Raw genomic sequence first — 25,337 nt, 5'->3', positions numbered from 1 at the left:
ACTGTCAGGCCGCAATCGCAGGCAAGCCAGCTCCCACATGTTCGACCCCGTGTTGTCAGGTAGAGACGCGTCGGCGTCGGGCCTTCATCGAAGGTCAGCCAGCCCCCTTCACTGCACGCTGATCATCAAAAAACACCTTCCTGCCATCCACCCGCTCAGACGCCCTGGGCACATTCACACCCTGGCCTTCCGGCTTTTCCACATACCAATAACAATGGCTGACCGCCCGGGTAATCCCCACATAGGCCAGTCGCAACACTTCGTCTCTCTGGGCATTGTCATAAGGCTCGCTGTCGCCATCCTTACCCAAGCCCGCCATGCGATACACCTGGTTCTTGTACGGCGAGCTGGTGACATGCTGACAATCGCCCAGCAAAAATACCGCGTCCGCCTGCAGCCCCTTGGCACTGTGATACGTCAGCTGTTTCAACCTGCGCGCCTGAGGCGCCAAGCTAGAATCCACATTAACTACAGACTGAATATGCTCGCCAATCAATAACTTATCGCTACTTCTTCGATAAAGCATCAGGATTGAATCGCCCCGCTGATAATGCTCCAGCAACCGCTGCGCCAGTGCCGCGTCGTCACGTTCCAACACCGTTACGGGCACCAGCGCCTTGGGCTCGCCACTGGCCCTGGCCTTTTTGCCGGGGATGGCCGGCGCGCTACGGACGATATGTTCGGCAGCGTCGATGATGTGCTGGTGGCTGCGGTAGTTCTCCCCCAGCATCACGCGGGTGGTGCTGGGCGAAACGAACTCCTTGTTGAACTCCATGAAGTACTTGGGCGAACTGCCACGCCAGCCGTAGATGGATTGCCAGTCGTCCCCCACGCACAGCAACGATGAGCGTTGCGCACCGCGCCCGACGTGCATGGCCGGCCCACGGCTGCGAATTTCCCGCAGGCTGGCGCGGATCCAGGACACGATCTGCGGCGATACGTCCTGGAATTCATCGATCATCAGGTGCGACATCGGCCGCAGCAAGGGATCACTCAGCAGCTTGAGGTTCTCAGGGGTGTTTTCACCAAACAGGGAAAACATCCGGTTGTAGGTCATGATCGGCGGCGACTGCTCCAGCAGGTGATCTTCCAGCGCCTTCCAGAAGATGCTCAGGGCCTCGAAGAACAGCCGGTCCGGGTCGTCCTTGGCGAAGCTCATCTGGCCAACCGCCGTAGGCACATCCAGGCCGAGGTTCTCGATAAACCCGGCCGCCATGACAAAACTGTCCAACAGGGGGGCCGAAGCGAGTTCACCTTTAACCTTGTAATCAAAGCCCGGCCCGGCCGTGGCATCGCCACCCAGGCTGCTCAAAAGACGCTTTGAAGATTCGTAATTATCCAGCCATATCAGTGGCTTATTACAGAAAGCTTGAAACAACGTGCGCTTTACCGCCCATTCCGCGCGCACCGAGAGTTTCGAGTTCGGCCGACTGATTTGAGAATTTTCGCGCCCATCGAACCCCAGCACCACCCAGGCATCCAGCTCCCGGATGTAGCCGTGGCAATGAAATTGCCCGCCGTTGATTTCAAAGGTCTGACGGCTGGGTTCGATGCCCTTGATCGGCCAGGCACCGGCGCGAAACCATAGGTCTTCGATCACATCACAGAGTTCTTCATCGCGCTTGGCCGCCAATTCAGTCACGGCCATGCGCTTTTGCACGTCCGGATGATCGCGTTCTAGCTCTTTGAGCTGGAGACCATGACGGGCCAAGGGGGCAATCAACTCGCGAAAACGCTGATGGCGACCATACAAGCGGTGATAACAAGCGTTCATCTGCTGCCGCTGGGCGTCACTGATACGCAGGTCGAAGGCGTTGCTGTCGGCGTCTTCAAAACCATCGCTGAGGTTCTCAAAAGCCTGCAGCCGTTCAAAGCCCGGCAGGCTGCGCACCATGGGCAGGATGCGCGAGTGAAAGGTGCGCACCACCGCCTGGGCTTCCTTGCTGCCAAGGGGTTGGCCCCACAGGCTGAGAATTTCCATAAGTTTGTTGATGAAGTCCTTGCGCGACTCGCGGGTGAACGTCACCACCGTCATCGAACTCAGTTCAAAGCCCAGGTAATGGCTGAGCAGCAGGATGCGCAGCACCAAGGACGTCGACTTGCCGGCGCCGGCACCCGCAATCACTGAGGTCGAGGGGGTGTCGCTGAAGATCATCTTCCATTGCGCCGCGCTTGGCTGCGCATGGGCTGGCAGCAGGCGCGCGACATCGGCCTTCATGCGCTTCTTCACCTCTGCAGTGAGCGGCAATCGCCAGTCGTCGAACAGGCTGTCATCTATGCCTGGTGCGCTGTGCTCATCAGGGCGAAAGTCACGAATCAGCAGGACTTGCCGGCCTTCCTCGATGCCATCAGCCTTACCCTCGCGGTAACCGTATTCAACGCCCGCCTCATGCCCACTGCGAAAACCGTCGGCCTGGCCATGTAACCAGGAAAACCTGTGCTGCGCGCGCAAACGGGTGAGGCCATGGCCGAACAGGCGCGCGGCCAGCCGTTTCAACAGCGGCATTTCAGCCAAGGGGCGCAGTTCGGGGGGCAGATCAGGCTGTTGTTGCGACACGCGGACTCCTGCGGTGAGCTTGTTTTGACCAAGGCGCCATGGTCGCCGGAAACGCCGCTCAGTTCCAGCCAATTGCTTTGCTGTCATGCAGTTAGGCGATGAAGTGAAAGTGAACACCGGGAATAATCATCGAAAAAACGGATCATAAACCGGCATTTTTTACGCTTTTTATCGATCATGCGCTGCGGGATGATGGGCTCATCAACAGGAGACGATCATGCTTGAACTTCGACCTTTCACCAGCCTGGGCGGCGCCCACCATGGCTGGCTTGACGCTCATCACCACTTTTCCTTTGCCGAATACCACGACCCCCAGCGCATGCACTGGGGCAACCTGCGGGTGTGGAACGACGACATCATCGCCCCCGGCAGCGGCTTTCCCCAACATCCGCACCGCGACATGGAAATCATCACTTATGTGCGCGAAGGCGCCATCAGCCATGCCGACAATCTGGGCAATAAAGGCCGCACCGAAGCCGGCGATGTGCAGGTAATGAGCGCGGGAACCGGCATTGCCCACAGCGAATACAACCTGGAGGCCACGCCAACCAAGATCTTTCAGATCTGGATCATTCCCAATGAAGCCGGCTTGCCACCGTCCTGGGGCGCCAAACCGTTTCCGCAAGGCAACCGCGAGGGCTTTGTGACGCTGGCCAGCGGCAAGGCTGGCGACAGTGAAAGCTTGCGGATTCGTGCCGATGCACGCTTGGTGGCCGCGAACCTGAAGGCCGGGGAAAGCGCGGAGTACCGGTTGGACAGCGGTCGCCGTGCCTACTTGGTGCCAGCCACGGGCGTGATTGACGTCAATGGTGTGCGGGCACAGGCACGAGACGGTGTGGCGGTTGAGGATGAACAAGTGTTGCGGGTGACCGCAATCGAGGACAGCGAAATCGTGCTGGTGGACCTGGCCTGATCATGTAGGAGCGAGCTTGCTCGCGAAGAACTCACCGGCACCGCGTTCACTCAGGAAGCACGCGTTATCGTTGACGTTTTTCGCGAGCAAGCTCGCTCCTACATACAGTGTGAGTTATTGGCTGATCGCGCCGTCAACCAACACCTGCGCCTCCTCCACCAGTTGCTTGAGGTGTTCTTCGCCAATGAAGCTCTCGGCGTAGATCTTGTAGATGTCCTCCGTGCCCGAGGGCCGTGCGGCAAACCAGCCGTTTTCGGTCATGACTTTCAAACCGCCAATTGCCTGGTTGTTGCCCGGCGCATGGCTGAGGATCTGTTGAATGCTCTCCCCGGCCAATTGCGTGGACGTCACCTGCTCCGGTGACAGTTTGCCCAACAGGGCTTTTTGCGCGGGAGTGGCCTTGGCATCGACGCGAATGGCGAACGGCTCACCCAGGGCATCGGTCAAGCCACGGTAGATCTGGCTTGGGTCCTGGCCTTTGCGCGAGGTCATTTCCGCGGCCAGCAAGGCCGGAATCAGGCCGTCCTTGTCGGTACTCCACACGCTGCCGTCCTTGCGCAGGAACGAGGCACCGGCGCTTTCTTCGCCGCCAAACCCCAACGAACCTTCAAACAAGCCATCGGCAAACCATTTGAAGCCTACCGGCACTTCGTACAGGCGACGGCCGATGCGCGCCGCGACGCGGTCGATCAGGCCGCTGCTGACCACGGTCTTGCCCACGGCCGCATCGACACGCCAGTCCGGGCGGTTCTGGAACAGGTAGTCGATGGACACCGCCAGGTAGTTGTTGGGCGCCAGCAACCCACCGGAAGGCGTGACGATGCCGTGGCGGTCGTGGTCCGGGTCGCAGGCGAAGGCAACGTCGAAACGCTCCTTGAGACCGATCAGGCTTTGCATGGCATAGCTGGAAGACGGGTCCATGCGAATCTGGCCGTCCCAGTCGACGCTCATGAAGCGGAAGGTTGCGTCGACCTCGGTATTCACCACCTCCAGGTTCAAGCGGTAGTGCTCGGCAATCGCCGACCAGTAGCGCACCCCTGCTCCGCCCAGTGGGTCCACGCCCAAGCGCAGGTCGGCGCTGCGGATCGCGTCCATGTCGATCACATTGATCAGGTCGGCCACATAGCTGTTGAGGTAGTCATGGCGATGGGTGGTGTCGGCCTTGAGCGCCTGGGCGTGAGTGATGCGCTTGACCCCGGCCAGCTTGTTGGCAAGCAGTTCGTTGGCCTTGGCTTCGATCCACTTGGTGACATGGGTATCAGCCGGGCCACCGTTAGGCGGGTTGTACTTGTAGCCGCCACTTTGCGGCGGGTTGTGGGACGGTGTAATCACAATACCGTCCGCCAGGCCGCTGGTACGGCCACGGTTGTAGCAGATGATGGCGTGGGAAATCGCCGGCGTCGGCGTGTACTCGTCGCCCTCGGCCAGCATGACGTGCACGCCGTTGGCCGCCAGTACTTCCAAGGCGCTGGCACCGGCTGGCGTCGACAATGCATGGGTATCCAGGCCGACAAACAACGGGCCGGTAATGCCCTGCGCTTCGCGGTACAGGCAGATGGCCTGGCTGATAGCCAGCACATGCCACTCGTTGAAACTCAGTTCGAACGAACTGCCACGGTGCCCGGAGGTACCAAAAGCCACGCGCTGAGTGGAGATCGCTGCATCAGGCTGGCCGGTGTAATAGGCCGTGACCAGTCGCGGGATATCCACCAGCAACTGGGCTGGTGCCGGCTTGCCCGCAAAAGGACTGATAGTCATGCATAAACCTCGCAAAGAAGGATTCGGAAAAAATGACAGTTTACTGGGACTTGGACTACTGCGCGACGGTATCGATCCGACGGTCTGAAGAGAAATTTCATACGCTACATCCTGATCGGCTGTCAGGCCGCTATCGCAGGCAAGCCGGCTCACACATTGGATAGTTGTAGGAGCGAGCTTGCTCGCGAAAAACTCACAGGCGCCGCGTTTATTCAGGCAGCGCGCGTTATCGTTGACGTTTTTCGCGAGCAAGCTCGCTCCTACTCGGTCTGCGCCTGCAGGAGCGTCTGCGCCAGCGTATCCAGGGCGATGTCCAGGTTGGGATGGCCGCTGAAGGTATGGCTCAAGCGCATATGCTGGTGATGCAAACCACTGAGGCTGAACAGTTCGCCTGGGGCAATCACCACCTGCTGGGCGAGCATGCGCTGAAACACCAGGCGCATATCCACCGGCGCCGTCGACTGCAACCAAAAACTCGCCCCGGCCACGGGCATGCGGTAATGCACACACCCTTGCATACGCGCATCCAAGCGGTGACTCATGGCGTGCGCCTGCTCATGCAGGCGCTGGCGCAGCGTGTGAAGGTGCTGGTCGAACCGACCGCTTTCGTACAGCCGCGCAATGGCGCGTTGACGAATGGCGGACAGTCGAAACGAACGCAGCAAGAACTGGCGTTGCAATTCATTGCTCATCTGCCGCGCCAGCAGGTAACCAAAGGGCGCTTCCGGGCCCAAAACCTTTTCGAACGAAGAAAACACGATCAGCCGCTCTGGGTTGACCAGGCTGCGCAAGGCCGATCCGGGCGGCGCAAAGCTCAGGTCACCAAAGGTATCGTTCTCCAGCAACCAGCAGCCGTGCTGGTCGAGCAGACGCGCTACGTGCAGCCGCTCGGGGTCGGTCATGGCGTTACCCGAAGGCATGCTGACCACGGATGAGAGCAGCACGAGGTGCACCGGTTCATGACGCAGCAGGTGCTCCAATGTGGTCAAGTCCGGGCGACCGTCGGCACGCCAGGGCCATTCAATGACCCGCACGCCAGCGGCCTGTAGCAGGCGCAGGACCAGGTAATCGCACGGCGATTCAACTACCACCACCGTGCCTTTAAGGTCCAGGGCGTCAACGAGGATTTCCAGGACGCCCTGAAGGTCGGCACCGATATACACCTCATCAGCTTGCCAACAATGGGTGGGCGACGCGGTATAACGGGCTGCCAATGCAGCACGCAACTCCCACACGCCACAAGGTTGCGACGGTTGCAGATGATGGGGATACCGGCGCACCAGTTGGCGCTCCAGCGCCAGCAACGCGCCATCGAGGGACCCCAACAGCGCCGGTTCATCATTGCTGAGCACAACCATCGCCGGGCGCCGGGCGGCTGTATACAAGCGCTCGAGCAAGTCCGTACCCGCCATGATGGGCATGGTTGCGGCCACGGGCCAGGCGAAGTAGCCGGACTTGGCCACCGAGTACACTCGCCCTTCTTTTTCCAACAGCGAGTAAGCGTACTGAATCGTCGAGATTGACACGTTCAACCGCGTCGCCAACTGGCGCAGGGACGGTAGCTTGACCGGTGCTTCCCGGCTGACTTCATTGATCAGGTTGATCATGTAGCGATACACCGCCTGATAGGCAAAGTCTGCCTGTCGCTCTCCCCTCAGGTTCATCGCTGATCACCAGTTTCCATAGGTGAATACACGCGACTAGCGTCCCGACATTTGAGTGATACGAGCCTTGGACCGCTTGAAACGAGGTTCACATACACGCGCACTGCGTTTGCCCGGCAGCGGGCATTTGCGGTACAGATGCTGCAACAACGGCAGCGACAACCCACTGATATCCGTCAGCCACTGGTGCAGCATGTCCGCGACGGGCTTGCCCTGCAGGGCCTTGTGGAGCTCGGGGAGCGCTACCAGCATGCCGGGATGGCATTGACGCAGGTAACCCTCCAGACGTTCGCCATGCTGGACGAAGGGCGCGAACACCAGGCAGGTCAATTGGCTTTCGTCCAGGCCAGAGAACGCCTGAGCACAAGCTGTAGCCAATAGCTGGCCCTGCAGAGCACACGCTTCGGTGATCAACGCAACAGGCACCTGTCTTCGATGCAGGTAGTCCGCCGCCTGACGCAGGAACCCTTCGACGCCATGTTCGTAGGAGAGTTCGCGCAGGCACTGGGCCTGCAACCCATGCAAATGCGCAATGAGCAAAGGGTTGGGGTAAGCAGGATGGCTGAAGTGGAACTCGAATGGGTCCCGCTTGTGGGCGAGGAATTGAGTGAGCAGTGGCGCGTGGGCAACGTCCACGTCGTCAAGCAGGTCGGCAATGCCGATATATGCCACATGACGGTGCCCGCCCCGGCCAGGACTCTCAGCGCCTGCGTAGTGCTCGCCATACAGGTGGCGGTAGCAACCGACACTCCATTCCTCCATGCGTGCAAACCATGCACTGAGCGACGATGGGTTACCAGGTGCGAATGTCAGGCCGGTTGCCAAGGCGCTTTTTTTCAGCCACGCGATATATTGGCTTTGCTTGCGCACCGAGTCGCCGCTGACCAGAGCATGCACACCGCCGCTCCAGGTGGCGACCCGCTGGTAGAAATCGCCGAGGGCCAAAAAAGTGTCGTTGCACAGGGTGGCGCGAATGTCGCCGGACGTCAGGTGCCCGATCATCAGCTTGTTGCGCCGGCTCACTTCACGCCCGGCACTGGCCGCAGGCCGTTGATGATTGAAGGGCAGCACTTCCTGGTTTTCCACCATCAACAGTTCCACCCGTGGGTCATCGTGGAAAAATAGCGCGCCGTAGCCGTGGTGCAGCGAATCGAGCGTGGCCTGAGTCATACCCGCGTGCCGCAACGTGGCCACGCGCAAATGAAAAGTCTTGGGTGCGCGCCCAGCAATGGTCAGTTGCGCAGCGCGCAGCATCGCCAAGGTGTAGCTGCTGACTGCGCCGCCGCCGTGCCCGATCAGTACTTTGTAATTCCCCACTTGCTCCATGCCACCGGCGGCCACCACGATTCGCTGGATCAGCAATTGAAGCACCGTACGTTCAGCACGGGTAAAGTGCCCCACTAAACGTTGCAAAACTTGCTGGTAAACATAGCTCATGGCTTGTTCGTGAATAGTGCTCATCGTTCTACTACCTGAGTTGAAATATTAGTTTCGAGCAACTACCACACAGGAGCGCTCGACCTATTACACTTGTAGGCTTGTCATCCGTTGCGCAGCACGACATGGATTCAACATTAGCACTCTGCAACAAAAGTGCAGGTACAACCAAAAGAACAGTCGAGGACTATCCCAGGACGTGAACCACGTAGCTGCGCGCCTTACAGCGCCAAAGACCGCCAGCCTTAGGAAGGCTCTGACAACGTCCTACACTGCTTTAACTAAGAAATTAGAGAAGCATCCGACAAATATTAATCATCCACTCATCCTGGCTTCTTGCAAAACGACGGGGTGCACACTTTGTACTTTTCGAAAAAAAAATCAGACCTTCGTTAGTTCCGCAAGCGCGAGATGTTAATGCCCGGCATTCAATCATGGCTCAATCCTTGAGATGACAAAGAAGGCTCAATTATCGGCACTCAAACAATGATTAACAGATACAGAACAGCGTCGAAAAGCAGTTCAGATGGCCTGCCAACCCAACTTAAATGACGCCCACACAACAGCGCCGCACTGGATTTCAGGGCGGCGTAGGGCAATAACGGTATTGTTTACGGGGCGCAGCGCCCGTGCGGCGGCTCAACCCCGGTGCGGGTTAAGCCCTGTCAAATGGCGCATTTGCCTCATCAGCTCAGGCGCCGGAGTATTCATTTGCGAATACTCCTACAGCTCAAACAGCTTCAACCTGCAACGCCACCCGTTCGCGGCAAGGGCATTCATCCATGTATCGGTGCGCTTCGACGAACTGACTGAACGGAAATACCGTGGTTTTCAGTGGGACAAGCACACGGTCGGCTGTCAGCTGGTTGATATCGCGCAACGCACGCTGCAACGCCACCTGGTCCTGGATAATGCCCAGCTCCGGCTTGCCGGTGAAGTTGCCGATACAGTGCACAAAGAACTGAATGTTCTTCTGGAACGCCGCACAGGCCGGGAACGGCGTCTGGTTGCCACCTTGCAGGCCATACAGCACCAGGCTGCCACGCGGCGCGAGGACGTCACCGAGCAGCGACATCTGCGGGCCACCCAGGCCATCGAACACCACGTCGACGCCACGGTTGTCCGTGAACTTGTTGATCTGCATCAGCAGGTCCTGTTCTTCGGTAACGATGACCTTTTCCGCCCCGAGGGACAGCAGGTATTCACGTTCAGCACTGTCTTTGGTGGCAGCAATCACCCGCACACCCAGGGCTTTGCCCAGTTGCACAAACGAAGGGCCGGCACAGTGGCTGGCGTCGGTCACCAGGGCAAACTGGCCCGGTTTGACCCGCGCCAGGTCCATATACGCAAAGTACGCGATGAGCAACGGCGTGTAATGCACGCTGGCTTCAATCGGGCTCAAGACATCCGGGTACCGGGTCAGGGCCGAACGGGGCAAGACGATTTGCTCGCCATACACCGGGTAATCATTGGGGCTCTCGGCCGGAAAACTGGCGACTTTATCGCCCACTGCCAAGTCATCCACGCCGTCGCCGAGGGCAACCACAACCCCGGCCATCTCATGGCCCAAGCCAGAAGGCAGGCGTGCATGAGAAGACGCCAGGTTCTGGCGCCACAGAATGTCGTACCAACTGATGCCGATCGCGTCGACACGCACCTGCACTTCGCCCGGTGCGGGCTGCGCGGCCGCATGCTCTTCGCATTTGAGCACCTCGGCCGGACCAAACTTGTGAAAACGGATCGTGCGGGACATCGCAAACCTCGTCAAAGTAACCTCTAATGCCATGAACTTTATCTGGGCTTTGGGGGTAAGACCACCGGTCACCATTAATAGTCGACATGCCTGTCATTGATTCCGCGAGCGAGGAACACACCTCAACTATCGTAGGAAAAATCAATTAGCCGGTGCAGAGTACCAGCCTTTCCCCGTAAGATTCATGCCGGTCATCCTTCTGAATCGAACCTCAGGGGGTTGCTACGTGACCGCTCACATCAAGTTTGCTGACTCTTCCAGGACACAAGATGAACCGTAACGACCTGCGTCGTGTCGACCTTAACCTCTTGATCGTATTCGAAACCTTGATGCATGAGCGCAGTGTGACCCGCGCCGCCGAGAAATTGTTCCTCGGCCAGCCGGCCATCAGCGCGGCGTTGTCGCGCCTGCGCGGGCTGTTCGATGATCCCCTGTTCGTGCGCACCGGGCGCAGCATGGAGCCCTCGGCCCGCGCCGTGGAAATCTTCGCCCTGCTCTCCCCGGCGCTGGACTCAATCTCCACCGCCGTCAGCCGCGCCGCCGAATTCGACCCGGCTACCAGCACCGCCGTGTTTCGCATTGGCCTGTCCGACGACGTCGAGTTCGCCTTGCTCCCGCAGTTGCTCAAACGCCTGCGCTCCGAAGCCCCCGGCATCGTGCTGGTAGTACGCCGCGTCAACTACATCCTGATGCCCGGCCTGCTCGCCTCCGGTGAAATCTCCATTGGCGTCAGCTACACCGCCGACCTGCCCGCCAACGCCAAGCGCAAGGTACTGCGCCGCAGCCTGCCCAAACTGCTGCGCGCCGACAGCGTACCGGGCTCGCTGAGCCTGGATGACTTCTGCTCACGGCCCCACGCGCTCGTGTCCTTTGCCGGCGACTTGAGCGGGTTTATCGATGAAGAGCTGGAAAAACTCGGCCGCAAGCGCCACGTAGTGCTCGCGGTGCCACAGTTCAATGGCTTGGGTACGTTGCTGGCGGGTACGGACATTCTGGCCACCGTGCCGGATTATGCGGCGGAAGCGCTGACCTCGGCGGGTGGTTTGCGTGCCGAGGATCCGCCGTTGCCGGTGCGCTCGTTTGAGCTGCACATGGCGTGGCGAGGTTCGCAGGATAATGATCCGGGGGAGCGGTGGTTGAGGTCGCGAATTCAGATGTTTTTTGGCGATCCGGAAAGTTTATAGGGACCATGTGGCAGGCTGTTTAGCTGATCATTTCTGCCCCTTCTCATCCCTGGGAAACTCATCCACTCCATTCGACGACGCGGTGCACCGAGACCTCTTGGAAGCAGTTGACCGCATCCTGGCCTTCTCCATATTGGACTCTCAGCGTGCAGATATTCATGAGCGCTACAAATCGCGAGAAACCCGTCAACCGCAGGGCTTTCTCCCGCACAACCCCATCATGCGCTGGGTGTCTTGAGGCACGAAGACCAGCGGCGCCACGATCTCCCGCACGCCCGAACTGTCGGTCAGCGGCGCGGCGTTACCCATTGTGATTTGCGACGCGGCCTTCATGACCCATGCGTCGACATTCGCGTCGCCCGAACCTGTGAGCATCGTTACTTTCGGCGTACCGCTGTCTGACGTGAAGCGATAGGACAGCCGCACGCTCTTCTTCTCGCCCGTGGCATTGACCGCTTCAAACACTTCCCGGACAGCCAGCCGCCGAGTCTGCAGCTTGAGAAAACTCGTCAGCCAGATTTGCTGATAACGTTTTATTTGGTCTTCAGTCAGCGGTTGTCCTGCCAGACGCAGACGATTCATGGCTTGCCACTCTTCGTCGCCACAGTAACGGATTGCGTCAAGATAGAGTGCCAAGGCGCCCGGCAAATCCTGCGGGCCACCCTTGCCTTCCTCCATTAAACGCCCCAGCGCCAGCACGGCATTGTTGCCAGACAGGCGATAGAACTGGCGCGCCTTGGCATAGTCCACGGGTTCACCCTCGCCGCGTTCGGCCATCTGACCCAGCAGCACATTGGTGGCCGGTTTAATCTTGGCGGACTCTACGAACAAGGCACGGGCCTTGCGAAAATCCTGATCGACGCCGTGCCCGCCTTCCTGATACAGCTTGCCCAGCATGGCCATGCAGGTGGCGTTGCCGTAACCGGCGAAGCGTTCGATATAACGCAAGTTGTCTCGGTTGAAGGGCTCTATACCAGCAAGGCCCATGCAGCGAAAGCCAACGTGGAGGGAATCGTAATCAGCAGGTCGAAGCAGGCTTTGACAGCCCGCGAGGGTGAAGAAAAACAAAAGAAGGTAGGCTGGTTTTAACATGGCGTCCGTGCGTCCTTGCGGTAAAAGCAAGGCATTATGCCAGCCTTTGAGCAGAGGTTATCGCCCAAATAGTGGCTTTTGCTGGAGGAAAGACACCCGTGCAACCACCCACTGGCACTCAGGCGCACGCGGTTACAGCTGCCGTAGAAGGGGCGCTCACGGTGGCGATCACGCCGAAGCAACCTCGTCCCGCTATATCGAATCGCAATGCCGTAGCGCTGGCTGCACTCGGTGCTGCACTGAACGAATGATGCTGACCGATAAGATCAAGAATCTCGGCCAAACCACAAAAACGATCCCTGCGAGAGAAAAACACTGAGTACCAGCGCCTGCCAGACTGGAGTCCTTCGGAAATCGCCATTGGCGATCAATCGCACACTCGATGCGAATGAGGGCAAACAAAAGCGTTATCGACCTGAAAACATTGTCCTGGAGCCCAATCAAAATGCTTTGCGGGGATCCGGATAGCCTCTTTCATTCCTGGCTTTTCAGAGGCTCGCTACCCGGCACAAGCGCTCCTTCTTGCAATTCAATCGCGGCGTAAAAGCGTATTCGGTGCCACGCCAAACGCCTTGCGAAAGGCATGGCTGAAATGCGAGAAATCAGAAAACCCAAAGTCCAGCGCCGCTTCGGACACACTGCGTACCTGGCCACGCTCGATTGCTTCTCGGCTGGCATTCAAGCGCTCTTTCCAGATCTCTGCAACGGGGGTTTTCTGGTAGCGTGCGAAGGCCCGAGTAACGGTGCGGGTGGACACATTGTGGGCTTTGGCGATGGCTTCAATCGACAGGTCCGGCTCGGTCAGGTGGCGTTGGATGTACTGCATGATGCGGCCGTAGAGGTCCATTTCCTGATGGCTGGTTTTCAGGTCCTGGAGTTCCAGGCTGATTACAAGCAGATCAAGCACAGCACTTGAGTAACGATTCGAGATGCGCTCATCCTGCAGCGACGCAGGCGTGCTCGCGGCCTGGTACAGCATTTCACGCAAGGGCACGACGCCTGGGCGCCGGTCGTCGAGGACCATCGCGGTGTACTCGGCAATACGCGGCAGGCGTTCGGTGAGCAACGCTCTGGGAATACGGATCAAGTGGTTTTCGGTACCACCCAGGCTGAAGCGAAACGCCTGGGTTGCGTCATAAAGAAACAAGTTGCCCGTCGCCAGGTTGGCTTTTCTTGAGCCTTGTTCGATTTGCCCATGGCCCTTTCGAGCGAAACCCAACCATAAATCTTCGGCCGGACCGCTGCGCAGGTGCTGCTCGGAACGCTCCCAGTAATGCAGCGGCGAAGACAGCGTACAGATGTCCAGCGCGCCGACTGAATTAAGGGTGAGCGAGCCATCAAAGCGGCTCTGGGACAAGGGTTTGCTATCGGCCGCCAGGCAATGACGACAGACCACTTCTTTCCAATAATCAAACCGACGTGTTGCAGGGACGGCAAGGGTCGAATACTGAGTGTTCGGGTTCATGACGCTGACCTCGACAACGATGCAATAGGCGCTCGAGAAGTTGTAACGTGCGGCCGATTGTCAGCCATCGAAGCAATTAACACGCCAAATGCAGTGGCAAGCCAGCTTCCACATTTGCACCGACGGGTGTCAGATAGAGGGAGGCGGCTGTCAGGCCGTCACGGGAGCAAGCTCCCTCGCCACAGGTCTCGCGCCTATGCCCGTTTAAGGGCACATCACATCACGCCATCAGCCCGTGTGCACCAGCGCAGACCACAGGTGAACCTCCGTAGCAGGACTGTCTTTGCCAACCAAGCGGTTGTCTCGCCTAACAAAGCGCGGCCTTCTCTGCCGGCCTAATTTCCACCTCGCAGCAGCTCATACCCCGCTGATGAGGCACGCCATGCATCGACACTCTGCACCACGACTGGCTGATTCCTCCTGGCTTCTGCAACGGCGCGACCTCGCGCCTGAGGAGTCGGCTTATTGGTTGATTGAATGGGGGGCCATGCAGCTACTGCACCGACGGCAGGTCGCCAAGCGCCCCCTGCCGCCGACGCGATGACGCCCACCCGTAGGCCTGAACGAAGATAACGAGGAGCTCAAGATGGAATCTGCAATCGACACACATCTGAAATGCCCACGCACCCTGTCCCGCCGTGTACCCGAAGAGTATCAACCGCCGTTCCCGATGTGGGTGGCGCGCGCCGATGAGCAACTGCAACAAGTGGTGATGGCTTATCTGGGCGTGCAATATCAAGGAGATGCCCAGCGCGAGGCGGCCTTGCAGGCTATGCGCCACATCGTCGGCAGTTTCAGCCTGGCAGAGGGCCCGCAGAACTACGATTTGACCCAGCACACCGACAGCAGCGGCTTTGATAATCTGATTGTGGTCGGGTACTGGAAAGACCCTGCCGCCCATTGCCGCTGGTTGCGCTCACCCCAGGTGAATGACTGGTGGAGTTCACCGGATCGCCTGGGTGAAGGCCTGGGTTACTTCCGCGAAATCACCGCGCCACGCGCCGAGCAGTTCGAGACGCTATACGCCTTCCAGGAAAACCTGCCCGGTGTCGGCGCAGTCATGGATGCCACCAGTGGCGAGATCGAAGAGCACGGCTATTGGGGCTCGATGCGCGACCGTTTCCCGATCTCCCAGACCGACTGGATGAAGCCCACGAGCGAGCTGCAAGTGGTCGCGGGCGACCCCGCCAAGGGCGGACGCGTCGTGGTGCTGGGGCACGACAACCTCACACTGATTCGTTCAGGCCAGGACTGGGCGGATGCCGAGGCAGACGAGCGCTCCCTCTACCTCGACGAAATTTTACCGACGTTGCAGGACGGCATGGACTTCCTGCGTGACAACGGTCAGCCGCTGGGCTGCTACAGCAACAGGTTCGTGCGCAATATTGACCTGGACGGCAACGTTCTCGACCTGAGCTACAACATCGGTCACTGGCGCTCGGTGGAGAAACTCGAACGCTGGGCTGAATCCCACCCTACCCACCTGCGTATTTTCGTGACGTTCTTTCGCGTGGCCGCGGGTTTGACGAAGTTGAGGCTGTACCACGAGGTGTCCGTGTCCGACGCCAAGAGCCAGGTCTTCGAGTACATCAACTGTCACTCGCAAACCGGCATGTTGCGCGACGCCTTGCCGCCCACAGCCTGAGCGCCCGCGGCGTTTAACAACCCGGCTTCTACCGCCTGCCACCCTTCACGGGTGGCCCGGTCCCCTGTGCGAGGAATAAACAATGAACAAGATCCACCTGCTGACTCTCTCAACCCTGTTGCCCGCCCTCCACGCCAACGCGGGTGAAGTCGCGCCTGGCGATTACGAGCAATATCCGGTCGGCGCCACTATCGGTGCGATTTATTATCAGCACGCCACTACGAACTCGGCTTACGCCAACGGACACAAGGTCAGCTCTGACTTCAGGGTGAGCTCCGACGTTGGCATCCTGCGTCTGCTCCATGTGTATGCGCTCAGCGACACAGTCACTATCGACCCGCAATTCCTCTTGCCTTTCGGGCACGTCTCCGGCGCAGGTGACGCCTCAGCACTGGGCAGTACTCGAGGCGTGGGCGACTTGATCCTCACCGCGCCGGTGAAATGGCGGTTCAACGAAGCCCGCGACACCCTCAGTATCGCCCCCTATGTGTATGTGCCTTCGGGGACGTATGACAAGGACGACGCGCTTAACCTAGGGGAGAACCGCTGGAAATTCGAACTGCAGAGCGCCTACGTCAAGCACTTCACAGAGAAATGGGCGATGGACCTGGTCGGCGGCGCGACCTGGTATGGCGACAATACGGATTACGGTGCAAATGCCGACCGCATGAAGCAGGACGTGTCCTACGCAGCGCAGATCATGGGGCGTTACATGCCGGACGCCACCACCACCTTTGGTATTGGCTTGGGGCGTACCTGGGGTGGCGAGACAAACGTCGAGCATGTCAATCAGGACAACGAACTAGGCACCACCAACTTGCGTCTCACGGCCACCAAGTTCGTCAGCCCCACCGACCAAGTGCAACTGCAATTGGGCAAAGACCTCTCGGTGGACAACGGCACCCGCGAAGACTTCCGCATGAACCTGCGCTACGCGCACATTTTTTAACGCCAGAAACTGCGACCGCGCGCCCTTGGCGCCTGGGTGTCCGGCTCAACCAAGTCGATGTCTTTCTCAACCAAGCCGCCGGCTGGATGCGCGGACTATCTTGAGCCCCAGGCTCGCTGATATTGAGCACGCAGTGCTCTTCGGCCACTTACGATAAGGACAGCCCAACCATGGCAATCGCTCGCCCCACCCTTGAACAGCTATTGGATATTTCGAGCAGCCTGCACATGCAACTCAGTGCAAAGCAAGCCGATGAATACCTGGCGCTTATGCAGGCAAGCTTCGACGCATATGACCTGGTTGACGAGCTGCCGGACTTCATCCCGCCGGTCCGTTATGAACGCAGCTCGGGCTATCGTCCCTCGGCCGCACACAACCCACTCAACGCCTGGTACTTCCGCACCGAAGTCAACGGTGCGCGCGAAGGCAAGCTGGCGGGTAAAACGGTCGCCCTCAAGGACAATATTTCACTGGCTGGTGTCCCCATGATGAATGGTGCCAAGCCGCTTGAAGGCTTCGTTCCCGCCTTCGATGCCACGGTTGTCACGCGCTTGCTGGATGCCGGCGCGACCATCCTCGGCAAGGCAACGTGCGAACACTACTGCCTGTCCGGCGGCAGCCACACCTCCGATCCTGCACCGGTGCACAACCCCTTTCGCCAGGGCTTTGCCTCGGGAGGCTCGTCTTCCGGCAGCGCAGCACTGGTTGCCGCCGGCGAGGTCGACCTGGCAGTCGGCGGTGACCAGGGCGGGTCAATCCGCATCCCTTCCGCCTTCTGCGGCACTTACGGCATGAAGCCGACCCACGGACTGGTGCCCTACACCGGCATCATGGCCATCGAAGCGACTATCGATCACGCCGGCCCCATTACCGCAAACGTGCGCGACAACGCCTTGATGCTGGAAGTCATGGCCGGCGCCGATGGGCTCGATCCGCGACAAGCCGCGCCGCAGGTCGACGCTTACAGCGATTACCTGGAACGCGGTGTCAGCGGGCTGAGGATCGGCATCCTGCGCGAAGGTTTTGAACTGGCCAACCAGGACCCACGTGTGGCCTCTTGCGTACGTCAAGCCATTGCAGCGTTTTCGCGGCTGGGCGCGCAGGTCGAGGAGGTGTCGGTGCCTGAGCACAGCATTGCCGGTTCGCTATGGCACCCCATCGGCTGTGAAGGCTTGATGATGCAGATGATGCACGGCAATGGGGCCGGTTTTAACTGGCAAGGGCTGTATGACCTCGGGTTGCTGGACCAGCAAGCCGGATGGCGCGATCAGGCCAATGACCTGTCCGCCTCTCTCAAGCTGTGCATGTTCGTCGGGCAATACGGTCTGGAACGCTACAACGGACGTTTCTACGCCAAGGCACAAAACCTCAGGCGCGTGGCACGTGCCGGGTATGACGCCGCGTTGGCGCGGTATGACCTGCTGGTGATGCCCACCGTCCCGATCATCGCCCAACCCCACCCGCAGCCGGGTTGCTCGATTACCGAGTACGTGGCCCGTGCACTGGAAATGATCGGCAATGCCTCTGCCCAGGACATCACCGGGCATCCGGCCATGTCGATTCCCTGTGGTCTGGTAGACGGTTTACCTGTCGGGATGATGCTGGTCAGCAAGCACTATGCCGAAGGCACGATTTACCAGGCTGGCGCAGCGTTCGAGGCGTCGGTTGACTGGAAAAACTGTTAGCCGGTAAACCCGGGCAGCGCAAAAAGAACAAGCCGCCAGGCGCTGCCCAGAAGCTCAACGATGAGGAGTCAACTTATGAGCGCACATGAAGCAACCACATCAACACCGGGAGAACGCGCGCAAGCGCTACTGCAAGTGCTCAAACAGAAGGATCTGATCCCCGACGGTTACATCGACCACATGACACAGCTGATGGCACACCAATGGAGCCCGGAGAACGGGGCTCAAGTGGTCGCCAAAGCCTGGGTGGACCCGCAGTTTCGCGAACTGCTGCTCAAAGACGGCACCGCGGCGTGCGCCCAATTTGGCTATACCGGCCCGCAGGGTGAATACATTGTTGCGCTGCCAGACACGCCCAGCGTGAAAAACGTGATTGTGTGCAGCCTGTGCTCCTGCACCAACTGGCCTGTCCTGGGTTTGCCGCCGGAGTGGTACAAGGGCTTCGAGTTCCGCGCCCGACTGGTGCGCGAAGGGCGCACCGTCCTGCGGGAGCTGGGCACCGAGCTGCCGGCCGACGTCATCGTCAAGGTGTGGGACACCAGCGCCGAAACCCGCTATCTGGTGCTGCCTGTACGGCCCAAGGGCAGCGAATCCATGGATGAAGAGGCCCTGCGAAAACTAATCACCAAGGATGTCCTTATCGGCGTGGCGCTGCCTTACGTGGCGTAACCGGTGCCCTTTGTTTTTTGCATTTTTCAGAGGTATTCACAATGGATGGCTTTCACGATCTCGGTGGGTTTCAAGGCTTTGGCAAAATCCCTCACACCATCAACAGCCTGAGCTACCAACCCGTGTTCAAACAGGACTGGGAACACCTGGCCTACAGCCTGATGTTTGTCGGTGCCGATCACTTGAAAAAGTTCAGCGTGGACGAAGTTCGCCATGCCGTGGAGCGCCTCGACGTGCGCCAACATGTCGGCACCCAATACTACGAACGCTATGTCATCGCGACCGCCACCCTGTTGGTCGAAACCGGTGTGATCACCCAGGCGGAACTCGACCAGGCCCTGGGTTCGCACTTCAAGCTGGCGAACCCCGCGCATGCCAGCGGGCGCCCGGCCATCAGCGGCCGCCCGCCCTTTGAAGTGGGCGACCGGGTGGTGGTGCGCAACGAGTATGTGGCCGGGCATACCCGCATGCCGGCCTACGTGCGCGGCAAAGAAGGCGTGGTTGTGCACCGCACCGCGCAAAAGTGGCCCTTCCCTGACGCTATCGGCCACGGCGATCTGAGCGCGGCGCATCAGCCGACCTACCACGTCGAGTTTCGCGTGAAAGATCTCTGGGGCGACGCAGCAGATGAGGGGTTCGTGGTGGTCGACCTGTTCGAAAGCTACCTGGACCACGCCGAGGGCACGGTGAACGCATGATGGACGGTGCCTTGGCAGGCCGACTGCCGGTGACGGTGCTTTCCGGCTTCCTCGGCGCCGGCAAAACCACCCTCCTCAACCATATCCTGCGCAATCGCGACGGCCTGCGCGTAGCGGTCATCGTCAATGATATGAGCGAGGTCAACATCGATGCCGAGCAGGTGCGGCGCGACGTAGCGCTGCACCGGGGCCGCGATGAGTTGATCGAGATGAGCAATGGCTGCATCTGCTGCACGCTGCGCGCCGATTTGCTCGAGCAGATCAGCGCCCTGGCACGCCAGCAACGTTTCGACTACTTGCTGATCGAGTCCACGGGGATTTCCGAGCCGATGCCGGTTGCCGAGACGTTCGCCTTCCTCGACGCGCAGGGCTTCAGCCTAAGCGAACTGGCGCGGCTCGATACTTTGGTGACGGTGGTCGATGGCAGTCGGTTTGAGGCATTGCTCGAATCGCCGGGCATCGTGGACCGCGACGACGCACCCACGCGCCACCTGACCGACCTGCTGATCGAGCAAGTGGAATACGCCAACGTCATTCTCGTCAACAAACTGGACCTGATCGACGAGCCCGGCTACCAGGCCGTGCATGCGATTCTTGCCGGCCTTAACCCGAGCGCGCGGATCATACCGATGACTCAGGGTAACGTGGAGTTATCCGCCATCCTCGGTACTCACCTGTTTGATTTGCCCAGCCTTGTGGCCTCGCCCGGCTGGATGAAAAAAATGCAGGCCGACGACGCACCGGCCTCTGAATCGGACACCTATGGCGTGACCTCCTGGGTGTACCGCGAGCGTGCCCCCTTTCACCCACAGCGATTACTCGATTTTCTCCAGCAGCCCTGGCGAAACGGGCGACTGTTACGCAGCAAAGGTTACTTCTGGCTCGCCAGCAGGCACTTGGAAACCGGCCTGCTGGTGCAAAGCGGCAGGCAATTCCAGTGGGACTACGTCGGGCACTGGTGGAACTTCATCGAGCAGGCGCAATGGCCGCTGGATGAATATCGGTTGCAGAACATCATGGCCAAGTGGGACAGCATTGTCGGCGATTGCCGGCAAGAGCTGGTCTTTATCGGCCAGGGCCTGGACACCCAGGCACTGCAGCGCGCACTCGACAATTGCCTGCTGAGCGCTCAGGAAATCGCCGCTGGCCCCTCGGCCTGGCAAGCCCTGCCGGGGGCGACAACGTTTGACTCCCTGGCCTTATCGGCGCCGACGCCGTCCTTGCAGGCTGACCCCATTTGACCGAGGTAGAGGTGGCCGCGCAGCCTGCGTGGGCAAAGCACATATTCCAACAATAATAACCAGGTACGTTATGCACGATTACGACTCAGCAGTCTCATCCTTCGATTATCTACAGCTGGCTGCCCGGGACTTGCACGGCGAACCCGGCGCCTTGAATGCCTGCATTGAATGCTGCGACCGGCATGCCCATGGCAATGGCGTGGCGTTGTATTGTGAAACGCGCGATGGCCACGCCACGCAGCACACCTTCAGCGAACTGCAGGCGCACGCGGCGCGCTTCGGCAACTTCCTGCGAGCCCATGGCGTGCAGCCGGGGGATCGGGTTGCCGGCCTGATGCCACGCACGGTTGAACTGGTGATTGCCATCTTGGGAACCTGGCGCATCGGGGCGGTCTACCAACCGCTCTTTACCGCGTTCGGCCCCAAGGCCATTGAACAGCGACTGGACTGTTCCAACGCGCGCTGGATCGTGACCGACGCCCACAATCGTCCCAAGCTGGACGAGCTCTTCGACTGCCCCCACGTCATCGTGACCGACGCCACCTCACGGCGTCCCAGCGACTACGCGTTTTGGGATGTGCTGGAACATCAACAACCCGACTGCACACCTGAGCTGCTGGACGCCCGTGCGCCGTTCCTGCTGATGTGCACCTCGGGCACCACAGGGCCGGCCAAGCCGCTGGAGGTGCCTTTGAGCGCCATCCTTGCCTTCAAAAGTTATATGCGCGATTCAATCGACCTGCGCGAAGACGACCGTTTCTGGAACCTCGCCGACCCCGGCTGGGCCTATGGCTTGTATTACGCAGTGACCGGGCCACTGGCGTGCGGCCGGGCCACGCTGTTCCATGACGGCCCTTTCACCACGCAAAGCGCCAGCCGGATTATCGCCAAGTACGGGATCAGCAACCTGGCCGGCTCGCCTACGGCCTTTCGCCTGCTGATTGACGCCGGGGCCGAGTTCGCCGACGCCGTACGTGGCCAACTGCGTGTCGTCAGCAGCGCCGGCGAACCGCTCAACCCACAAGTCATCCGTTGGTTCGCCGAACAGCTAGGCGTGGTCATTCACGATCATTACGGCCAAACCGAAATCGGCATGGTGCTGTGCAATCACCATGGGTTACGCCATCGGGTCCGCGAGGGTTCTGCCGGTTATGCGGTGCCGGGGTACCGGATTGTCGTGCTGGACGATGCGCACAGGGAGTTGCCGACAGGCCAGCCGGGCGTACTGGCGGTGGATCGCGAGCGCTCGCCCCTGTGCTGGTTCAATGGCTACCTTCACATGCCCACCAAGGCGTTTGTGGGCCGTTACTACTTGAGCGGCGATATCGTGGAGCTCAATGAAGACGCCAGTATTAGCTTTGTCGGCCGTAACGACGATGTGATCACCACGTCCGGCTACCGCGTGGGGCCTTTCGATGTGGAGAGCGCGCTCGTCGAACATCCGACAGTCGTCGAAACCGCGGTGATCGGCAAGCCCGACCCGCAACGCACCGAACTGATCAAGGCGTTTGTCGTGCTCAATCGTGAGTACCTGCCCAGTGTCGAGTTGGCAGAAGTCTTGCGCCTGCATGTCCGACAGCGCCTGGCTGCGCATGCGTACCCACGGGAAATCGAGTTCGTCGAGCAACTGCCCAAGACCCCCAGTGGTAAGTTGCAGCGGTTCATACTGCGCAACCAGGAAATTGCCAAGCAGCAGGCACTCGACACATGAGGACGGCTCTCGCGCTCAGCCGCTCGGAGTTTCAGCGCAGAGCCCTGGAGCTGTTCAAGGAGCGTAGTTTCAGCCAGGTCAGCATGCGCGAATTGGCAGCGCATGTTGGCATCAGCCCGGGAGCAATTTATCACCATGTAGAGAGCAAGGAAGCCATGTTGTATGAGTGGCTGATAGAGCTGTATCAGGCGCTCTTGTCGCACGTCGACCGGATCAACACCCGTAGATTGACGCCGGCACAACGTCTGACAACACTGATCGAAGGCCATCTTCAATTGCATGAACAGATGACCGGGCACTTCAAGTTAGCGGTCATGGACGCCAATTGCCTGGGCGCTCCGATGCAGGCGAGCGTTGAGCGATTGAGGCGAGCCTATGAGTCGCAACTCATGAAGGTGATCGGCCAGCAGGGCCATCAGCCCGGCGGGCCGTTGCGTGAGGGAGCGCTCACGGCGATTTTGCCCGTACTGAACAGCCTGCCCACATGGCTGAGCCCGACGATTGATAACTGTCAGCGTCGGCTTATTACAAAGACCATCGCCGATGCGGTCATAAAGGCCATTAATTCCCTACCTTGAGTGCCGCTGCGCAGGCCCAGTAGCCTCCTACACGCCTATCGCCTTGGCCAAGGCGCTTAGTCGCTCCTTCTCATGCTGCAGTGTCAGTGTTGCATGCGCGCGTGTGATGAGTTGGTCCGCCTGCCTAAGGCACGCCGTTTTGAACAGAACAGGGTTTATTTCGGCAAGGCTGATAAGGGCTTTCAACAGGCGAGCATCCACTTCGAACACACCTGCACCGTCTCTGCTGATCGGGGCGAAGAAATCCTCAAACAGATCATCGACGTTCAGCCCTCGAACAAATACCTGCTCACACTGCTGATCTGTCTGCCGGCCAGACCCGCCGGGCTTACCCCAGCATGTCAACGTTCTCACTCCCCGGCCAATCACATCAATAGCGGTACCTGGATCGTTGACGGCAGGTGACAACGCGCGCGAAGCGATTTCAGAGAGGACGCAGAGCCCGAAACGGGGATCGTGTTCGAACGTGCGACGGTTACCGATGGTCAGCGTAGACAGGATCTTTTCCCTGGTGGCCTGTGTGCCATCGTCTTGCCTGGTGCCCAGGCTGACCACGTGCAACAGTGGCATGCCTTCGTGTACGAAGGTTCCCGGCACCACCTCCAGGTAAATATGCGTGCAGTCATGCTGCGCGATAGCGCCCAAGGCCAACACGTCGATATGCTGCACATAGCCCGTCTGCTCACTTTCGATGGTCATTGCGCTGGGGGCCAGAGCGTGATCGGTCGGGTAGGCTGCAGCGCCGAGGCAGGGCCATTGGGCGCGTTGGCTGATGGCCGCCATGGCCGCTTTTTCGACGCGGTCGATGGTTTCTCCTACCCTGCCGAGCTTGGACAAATGGTCGATCCACCGCAGCAGGGTGTAGACCACCAGTACAACCACGGCGATGGTCACCGCGAACAGCAGCACGCGACCCTGCGCGCCGTAGGCGCCGGTGCTCAGGGCAATGATGCCTACCAGGCTGAAAAGAAATGAGCCAATAAACGTAGCGAGGGCGTTTTGCGTCGTAGTGTCTTCCATCACCAAAGTGGTGGCTCGCGGGGTCACACCACTACTTGCGGCACCGTACGCGGTGACCATCGTGCTCAAAGAAAAGGTCGTGACGGCCAGCATGCTGGACGCAATGATGCCCAGAATCTTGTCCACCGCATCTGCACCGATGCGCGTGGGCAGGGACTCGGGAACGAAGTCTTTGAACACAACGGCAAGCAGTGCCGTAGCGACCCCTAGAAGCGAGAACAAGGAGGCTCTGAACCACAATCGCTTGGTGAGACGATGGGTTGCCCAGCGCAAACGGTCGATCATGTGGTGCCCTCGGTGACTGCGTCGATTTGAACGGAGTGTACATGGCTGTCGATACTGGCTAAGTTGAATTAATCTTGGCCATCTCAAAAATGGAACACTGCCCATGTTCGACCTCAACGAACTCTTCCTCTACGCCAAGGTGGTCGAGCACGGCGGCTTTGCGGCGGCGGGCCGTGCGCTGAACCTGCCCAAATCGACCTTGAGCCGCAGAGTCAGCCAGCTTGAAGCCAGGCTGGGGGCGCGGCTGATACAGCGTTCGACGCGCCAGTTCCAGGTCACCGATATCGGCCAGGCCTATTACCGCCATTGCGTGGCGATGATTGCCGAAGCCGAGTCGGCCGAAGATGTGATTGCCTTCAACAAATCAGAGCCGCGGGGCGTGATCCGCTTGAGTTGCACCACTGCGCTGCTCAACTACTGGGTGGCGCCGATGCTCGCCCAATTCATGGCGCAATGCGCCAGCGTCGAACTGAACGTGAAAAGCTTCAACCGCAAGGTCGACATCATCAGCGAAGGCTATGACATGGCCTTGAACCTGTGTTTCCCGCCGCTGGAAAGCAGTGAGCTGGTCATGAAGGTACTGGCTAAAAGTCCTCAGGTACTGGTGGCGAGCGCGACTTTTTTGCAGGACGCTCCCCTGCCCTCGCTACCGGCTGACCTTGCCGGGCTGGCGACGATCCATTGGGGCAACCCGTTGCTTGCGTACCTGTGGGACCTGACCGGGCCAGACGGCGCGACGGCCCAGGTCGCGCACACGCCACGCCTGGTGAGTGATGATATGTCGACCCTGAAAAACGCAGCACTGGCGGGCGTGGGCATCGCCAACCTGCCGCAGGTAGTCGTGAAAGACGAACTGGCCGATGGCCGCTTGATTGCCGTATTGCCTGAATGGCAACCCGCTGAAGGCGTGATCACCGCCGTGTTCCCCTCCAGGCGTGGGCTGATGCCGTCGGTGCGGTCCTTGATCGACTTTCTGGGCGACGCGTTTGAGGCGCCGTGATGCTCCCACCGATTGCTGGGAAAGTTCCTTGCA

Annotated in this window: 19 protein-coding genes; 11 read left to right on the top strand and 8 right to left on the bottom strand. The window is 59.7% G+C overall.

Annotated elements, in window-relative coordinates; translation table 11 throughout:
• Window positions 1–94: 94 nt before the first annotated feature.
• Entirely contained in the window at window positions 95–2,557 is a 2,463-nt protein-coding gene (locus tag HBO10_RS30365) for a UvrD-helicase domain-containing protein (RefSeq protein WP_034127383.1), read from the bottom strand.
• Window positions 2,558–2,774: 217 nt separating this feature from the next.
• On the opposite strand from HBO10_RS30365, the gene HBO10_RS30360 reads away from it, so the two are divergent.
• Window positions 2,775–3,470 carry a pirin family protein gene (locus tag HBO10_RS30360; RefSeq protein WP_034127382.1) on the top strand — a complete coding sequence of 232 codons (696 nt, stop codon included), beginning with the start codon at window positions 2,775–2,777 and terminating at the stop codon, window positions 3,468–3,470.
• A gap of 114 nt (window positions 3,471–3,584) precedes the next feature.
• Here the strand turns inward: HBO10_RS30360 and pgm are convergent, their stop codons facing one another.
• The 4 genes from pgm to HBO10_RS30340 all read right to left on the bottom strand — a co-directional run bounded on the left by pgm (window position 3,585) and on the right by HBO10_RS30340 (window position 10,082).
• Window positions 3,585–5,228 carry a phosphoglucomutase (alpha-D-glucose-1,6-bisphosphate-dependent) gene (gene pgm, locus HBO10_RS30355; protein ID WP_034127381.1) on the bottom strand — a complete coding sequence of 548 codons (1,644 nt, stop codon included), beginning with the start codon at window positions 5,226–5,228 and terminating at the stop codon, window positions 3,585–3,587.
• A gap of 260 nt (window positions 5,229–5,488) precedes the next feature.
• Entirely contained in the window at window positions 5,489–6,892 is a 1,404-nt protein-coding gene (locus HBO10_RS30350) for a PLP-dependent aminotransferase family protein (RefSeq protein ID WP_034127380.1), read from the bottom strand.
• 36 nt (window positions 6,893–6,928) lie between these two features.
• Window positions 6,929–8,353 carry a hypothetical protein gene (locus HBO10_RS30345; RefSeq protein ID WP_169922247.1) on the bottom strand — a complete coding sequence of 475 codons (1,425 nt, stop codon included), beginning with the start codon at window positions 8,351–8,353 and terminating at the stop codon, window positions 6,929–6,931.
• Between the two features lie 706 nt (window positions 8,354–9,059).
• On the bottom strand, window positions 9,060–10,082 hold the full coding sequence (locus HBO10_RS30340; protein WP_032891964.1) for a zinc-dependent alcohol dehydrogenase family protein: 1,023 nt from the start codon (window positions 10,080–10,082) through the stop codon (window positions 9,060–9,062).
• 269 nt (window positions 10,083–10,351) lie between these two features.
• On the opposite strand from HBO10_RS30340, the gene HBO10_RS30335 reads away from it, so the two are divergent.
• Complete coding sequence (locus HBO10_RS30335; protein ID WP_034127379.1) at window positions 10,352–11,266, top strand: LysR substrate-binding domain-containing protein; 915 nt, start codon at window positions 10,352–10,354, stop codon at window positions 11,264–11,266.
• Window positions 11,267–11,452: 186 nt separating this feature from the next.
• Here HBO10_RS30335 and HBO10_RS30330 read toward each other — a convergent pair whose 3' ends face one another.
• Both HBO10_RS30330 and HBO10_RS30320 read right to left on the bottom strand, forming a co-directional pair.
• Window positions 11,453–12,358 (bottom strand): SEL1-like repeat protein, encoded by a 906-nt coding sequence (locus HBO10_RS30330; protein WP_034127378.1) that lies wholly within the window; start codon window positions 12,356–12,358, stop codon window positions 11,453–11,455.
• A gap of 529 nt (window positions 12,359–12,887) precedes the next feature.
• The gene (locus HBO10_RS30320) at window positions 12,888–13,823 is read right to left on the bottom strand and encodes a helix-turn-helix domain-containing protein (protein WP_034127377.1); all 936 of its coding nucleotides are present in this window, start codon (window positions 13,821–13,823) and stop codon (window positions 12,888–12,890) included.
• A gap of 586 nt (window positions 13,824–14,409) precedes the next feature.
• On the opposite strand from HBO10_RS30320, the gene HBO10_RS30315 reads away from it, so the two are divergent.
• The 8 genes from HBO10_RS30315 to HBO10_RS30280 all read left to right on the top strand — a co-directional run bounded on the left by HBO10_RS30315 (window position 14,410) and on the right by HBO10_RS30280 (window position 22,999).
• Window positions 14,410–15,468: a phenylacetaldoxime dehydratase family protein gene (locus tag HBO10_RS30315; RefSeq protein WP_034127376.1), complete on the top strand. Its 1,059-nt coding sequence runs from the start codon at window positions 14,410–14,412 to the stop codon at window positions 15,466–15,468.
• An 82-nt stretch (window positions 15,469–15,550) separates the two neighbouring features.
• Window positions 15,551–16,417 (top strand): transporter, encoded by an 867-nt coding sequence (locus HBO10_RS30310; RefSeq protein ID WP_034127375.1) that lies wholly within the window; start codon window positions 15,551–15,553, stop codon window positions 16,415–16,417.
• Between the two features lie 170 nt (window positions 16,418–16,587).
• A complete protein-coding gene (locus tag HBO10_RS30305) occupies window positions 16,588–18,102 on the top strand; it encodes an amidase (RefSeq protein ID WP_034127374.1) in 1,515 nt (504 codons plus the stop codon).
• A 75-nt stretch (window positions 18,103–18,177) separates the two neighbouring features.
• Complete coding sequence (gene nthA / locus HBO10_RS30300; protein WP_034127373.1) at window positions 18,178–18,771, top strand: nitrile hydratase subunit alpha; 594 nt, start codon at window positions 18,178–18,180, stop codon at window positions 18,769–18,771.
• 41 nt (window positions 18,772–18,812) lie between these two features.
• Window positions 18,813–19,469, top strand: coding sequence for a nitrile hydratase subunit beta (gene nthB, locus HBO10_RS30295; RefSeq protein ID WP_034127372.1), 657 nt, complete (start codon window positions 18,813–18,815; stop codon window positions 19,467–19,469).
• On the top strand, window positions 19,466–20,710 hold the full coding sequence (locus HBO10_RS30290; RefSeq protein ID WP_034127371.1) for a GTP-binding protein: 1,245 nt from the start codon (window positions 19,466–19,468) through the stop codon (window positions 20,708–20,710). Before nthB ends, HBO10_RS30290 begins: the two co-directional genes overlap by 4 nt.
• A gap of 70 nt (window positions 20,711–20,780) precedes the next feature.
• A complete protein-coding gene (locus HBO10_RS30285) occupies window positions 20,781–22,421 on the top strand; it encodes an AMP-binding protein (RefSeq protein WP_169922246.1) in 1,641 nt (546 codons plus the stop codon).
• Entirely contained in the window at window positions 22,418–22,999 is a 582-nt protein-coding gene (locus tag HBO10_RS30280; protein WP_034127369.1) for a TetR/AcrR family transcriptional regulator, read from the top strand. Before HBO10_RS30285 ends, HBO10_RS30280 begins: the two co-directional genes overlap by 4 nt.
• A gap of 27 nt (window positions 23,000–23,026) precedes the next feature.
• Here the strand turns inward: HBO10_RS30280 and HBO10_RS30275 are convergent, their stop codons facing one another.
• Entirely contained in the window at window positions 23,027–24,304 is a 1,278-nt protein-coding gene (locus tag HBO10_RS30275) for a DUF2254 domain-containing protein (RefSeq protein ID WP_034127368.1), read from the bottom strand.
• 103 nt (window positions 24,305–24,407) lie between these two features.
• Between HBO10_RS30275 and HBO10_RS30270 the strand changes: the two genes are divergently transcribed.
• Window positions 24,408–25,304, top strand: a complete 897-nt coding sequence (locus HBO10_RS30270) for a LysR substrate-binding domain-containing protein (RefSeq protein ID WP_054895919.1) — start codon at window positions 24,408–24,410, stop codon at window positions 25,302–25,304.
• Window positions 25,305–25,337 lie beyond the last annotated feature (33 nt).

This window comes from Pseudomonas sp. WS 5503 (genome assembly GCF_012985385.1).
Lineage (GTDB): Bacteria > Pseudomonadota > Gammaproteobacteria > Pseudomonadales > Pseudomonadaceae > Aquipseudomonas > Aquipseudomonas paracarnis.
The sequence above is the reverse complement of the archived record's forward strand: the minus strand, read 5'-3'. Positions and strand labels throughout refer to the sequence as shown.

What these genes read in the sequence shown, in the direction of transcription:
- HBO10_RS30360 (WP_034127382.1), top strand. Translation starts at nt 2,775, where the DNA reads ATGCTTGAACTTCGACCTTTCACCAGCCTGGGCGGCGCCCACCATGGC.
- pgm (WP_034127381.1), bottom strand. Translation starts at nt 5,228, where the DNA reads ATGACTATCAGTCCTTTTGCGGGCAAGCCGGCACCAGCCCAGTTGCTG.
- HBO10_RS30350 (WP_034127380.1), bottom strand. Translation starts at nt 6,892, where the DNA reads ATGAACCTGAGGGGAGAGCGACAGGCAGACTTTGCCTATCAGGCGGTG.
- HBO10_RS30345 (WP_169922247.1), bottom strand. Translation starts at nt 8,353, where the DNA reads ATGAGCACTATTCACGAACAAGCCATGAGCTATGTTTACCAGCAAGTT.
- HBO10_RS30340 (WP_032891964.1), bottom strand. Translation starts at nt 10,082, where the DNA reads ATGTCCCGCACGATCCGTTTTCACAAGTTTGGTCCGGCCGAGGTGCTC.
- HBO10_RS30335 (WP_034127379.1), top strand. Translation starts at nt 10,352, where the DNA reads ATGAACCGTAACGACCTGCGTCGTGTCGACCTTAACCTCTTGATCGTA.
- HBO10_RS30330 (WP_034127378.1), bottom strand. Translation starts at nt 12,358, where the DNA reads ATGTTAAAACCAGCCTACCTTCTTTTGTTTTTCTTCACCCTCGCGGGC.
- HBO10_RS30320 (WP_034127377.1), bottom strand. Translation starts at nt 13,823, where the DNA reads ATGAACCCGAACACTCAGTATTCGACCCTTGCCGTCCCTGCAACACGT.
- HBO10_RS30315 (WP_034127376.1), top strand. Translation starts at nt 14,410, where the DNA reads ATGGAATCTGCAATCGACACACATCTGAAATGCCCACGCACCCTGTCC.
- HBO10_RS30310 (WP_034127375.1), top strand. Translation starts at nt 15,551, where the DNA reads ATGAACAAGATCCACCTGCTGACTCTCTCAACCCTGTTGCCCGCCCTC.
- HBO10_RS30305 (WP_034127374.1), top strand. Translation starts at nt 16,588, where the DNA reads ATGGCAATCGCTCGCCCCACCCTTGAACAGCTATTGGATATTTCGAGC.
- nthA (WP_034127373.1), top strand. Translation starts at nt 18,178, where the DNA reads ATGAGCGCACATGAAGCAACCACATCAACACCGGGAGAACGCGCGCAA.
- nthB (WP_034127372.1), top strand. Translation starts at nt 18,813, where the DNA reads ATGGATGGCTTTCACGATCTCGGTGGGTTTCAAGGCTTTGGCAAAATC.
- HBO10_RS30290 (WP_034127371.1), top strand. Translation starts at nt 19,466, where the DNA reads ATGATGGACGGTGCCTTGGCAGGCCGACTGCCGGTGACGGTGCTTTCC.
- HBO10_RS30285 (WP_169922246.1), top strand. Translation starts at nt 20,781, where the DNA reads ATGCACGATTACGACTCAGCAGTCTCATCCTTCGATTATCTACAGCTG.
- HBO10_RS30280 (WP_034127369.1), top strand. Translation starts at nt 22,418, where the DNA reads ATGAGGACGGCTCTCGCGCTCAGCCGCTCGGAGTTTCAGCGCAGAGCC.
- HBO10_RS30275 (WP_034127368.1), bottom strand. Translation starts at nt 24,304, where the DNA reads ATGATCGACCGTTTGCGCTGGGCAACCCATCGTCTCACCAAGCGATTG.
- HBO10_RS30270 (WP_054895919.1), top strand. Translation starts at nt 24,408, where the DNA reads ATGTTCGACCTCAACGAACTCTTCCTCTACGCCAAGGTGGTCGAGCAC.